General features: G+C 66.1%; 1 protein-coding gene. It reads left to right on the forward strand.

The window, feature by feature from the left end:
• Positions 1-143 precede the first annotated feature (143 nt).
• Positions 144-2393, forward strand: coding sequence for a putative transposase (locus QK290_RS18330; protein WP_282332093.1), 2250 nt, complete (start codon positions 144-146; stop codon positions 2391-2393).
• Positions 2394-2415 lie beyond the last annotated feature (22 nt).

The following is a 2415-nucleotide window of genomic DNA, read 5'->3' on the forward strand; positions in this document are numbered from 1 at the left end:
CCCAGGACTCTGGACATGGGGTGATGGTGTTCGACTGACTTCCGCAGGATTCCGGTGTTTTTGTTATGGGTACGGCTGTTAATCCTCCTTCTCTTGCGATAGAATCTAAGTAATAGATTGTTCGGTTTTGGAGGGGTGGCATGATGAGCGTGATGACTGCCCAACTGCCTTTTCCTCAAGCAATGTATGCCGGAGCGGTGCCGATAGGGCTCGCGGCGTCACTGCTGGAGGATGCCACGGGTGGGCGCGTGTTCGTTCATGGGGAACTCTCCTACGCCTGGGACGAGAAGGACATCGCGACCCGCCGGTTCGCGGCGGCGAAACTGGCGGACATCAAAGCCGCTTCGGTCGCCGGGATCGCTGCCGCGTTCGGTGTTGATGCGATCACCTTGTGGCGGTGGCGTCAGGTCCTGGCCGCGGAAGGGGTGTTGGGTCTGGCCCCGGAGAAGCCTGGTCCGAAGGGGCCCAGCCGGCTGACGGAACCGAAGATGTCCGAAATCCGTGCCTTGCGGGCGACCGGACTGTCGCTGCGGGCGATTGGAGCAAAGGTGGGCGTCTCCGAATTCAGCGTGCGACGGACACTGGCCATGCCGGTGCCCACCGGTCCGGAACCGGTGAAGCTTGATCCGCTCGCCACATCTGAAGCAGCAGCACCGGCAGCCGGGTTGCCGGTGCTGCCGGCACCGGTGGACCGGTCCGGAGAGCGGGCCTGGGCCCGGGCCGGGTTGGTGGAGTGCGCGGCACCGGTGTTCACCCCCGCGGCCCGTGTGCCGTTGGCCGGGCTGTTGCTGGCCCTGCCCGCCCTGCAGACCACGGGACTTTTGGAGTGCGCGAAGGAGACCTTCGGGGCGCTGCCGAACGGGTTTTACGGGTTGGAGACCATCCTGACCGGCGCCGTGTTCCAGGCCCTGGCCGGGGAACCACGCGCCGAAGGGATCACCCGGATCGACCCGGCAGCCCTGGGCCGGGTCCTCGGCCTGGACCGCGCCCCGGAAGTGAAAACCCTCCGCCGCAAAACCGCCGCGCTGGCCAGCAGAGGCAAGGCCGGGGAGCTGCTCACCGCGATGGCTGCCAGGCACCTCAACGGCAGCAACGAAGGAGGTGGGGATCTGGCCGCGGTGCTCTACGTTGACGGACATGTCCGCGCCTACCAGGGCACCAGGAAGATCGGGAAGGTCCATTCGACCCGGTTGAAGTTCCCCGTCCCGGCGACCGAGGAGACCTGGGTCGCCGACGCTGCCGGCGCGCCGGTCCTGGTGGTCATGGCCGAGCCCGGGGCCGCGCTGACCGGGGAACTGCGCCGGCTCCTGCCAACCCTGCGCACCATCATCGGCGATGACCGCCGGGTCCTGGTCGGTTTCGACCGGGGAGGCTGGTCCCCGGCCCTGTTCAAGCACATGGCAGAGAACAAATTTGATGTGCTGACCTGGCGCAAGGGCACCACCGAAGACGTTCCGGCATCCCTGTTCACCGAGGTCGCCCACACCGACGGGCACGGACAAACCCGTGCCGGGGAAGCGGCCGACACTGCCGTGGAGGTGCCGGTAGGCACTACCGGGGAAGTGTTTCCGATGCGCCAGCTGTCCCGCCAGGTCAACACCCCCGGCGGCAGGGTGCGGCAGATCCACATCCTCACCACCAACACCGAGATGACCGCCGGGGAAATCATCTACCGGATGGGCGCCAGGTGGCGGCAGGAAAACTACTTCCGCTACGCCCGGATCCGCTTCGCCCTCGATTCCCACGACGCCTACACATCCACTGACGATGATCCGGAACGCTCGGTGCCGAACCCGGCAAAACGCAAGGCCTACCAGCAGGTCCTCGCCGCCAGGACCCGGTACGAGAAGACCCTGGCCGACACCGACGCGGCGATGCTCGCGGCCCGGACACCGCCGCCAGGAACACACACTGTCCTGATCACCAACACCATGCACAACAAAATCACCGCGGACCTGCTCAGCGCCGAAACCGCCCTCGAGGCCGCGCAGGCAGCCCACAAGGGGATCCCTGCCCGGGTTCCGCTCGGCGAGATCGCCCCGGGCCAGCGGGTCCTGGAGAGCGAGACGAAACTGCTCAGCCATGCGATCCGGATGGCCGCGTTCAACACCGCATCAACGCTGGCGAGGGAGGTCCGGACCAACACCGGCTACGCCCGCGGCGAGGACGAAGCCCACACCCTGATCCGTCAGGTCCTCACCGGCAGCGGAGACATCGACCCCCGCATCGACGGCTACCTCACAATCCGCCTCGACCCGCTCCCCACCCAACGGGCAACCACCGCGATCAGCGAACTCTGCACCCACCTCAACACCACCGAAACCCGCTACCCCGGCACCGACCGAATTCTGCGATTCGAGATCAAAAACAAAGAAACGTCAGCCAACAATTAAAACGCTATGTCCAGAGTCCTGG

Origin of the sequence: Pseudarthrobacter sp. AL07, assembly GCF_029960665.1 — a bacterium.
Taxonomy (GTDB): domain Bacteria; phylum Actinomycetota; class Actinomycetes; order Actinomycetales; family Micrococcaceae; genus Arthrobacter.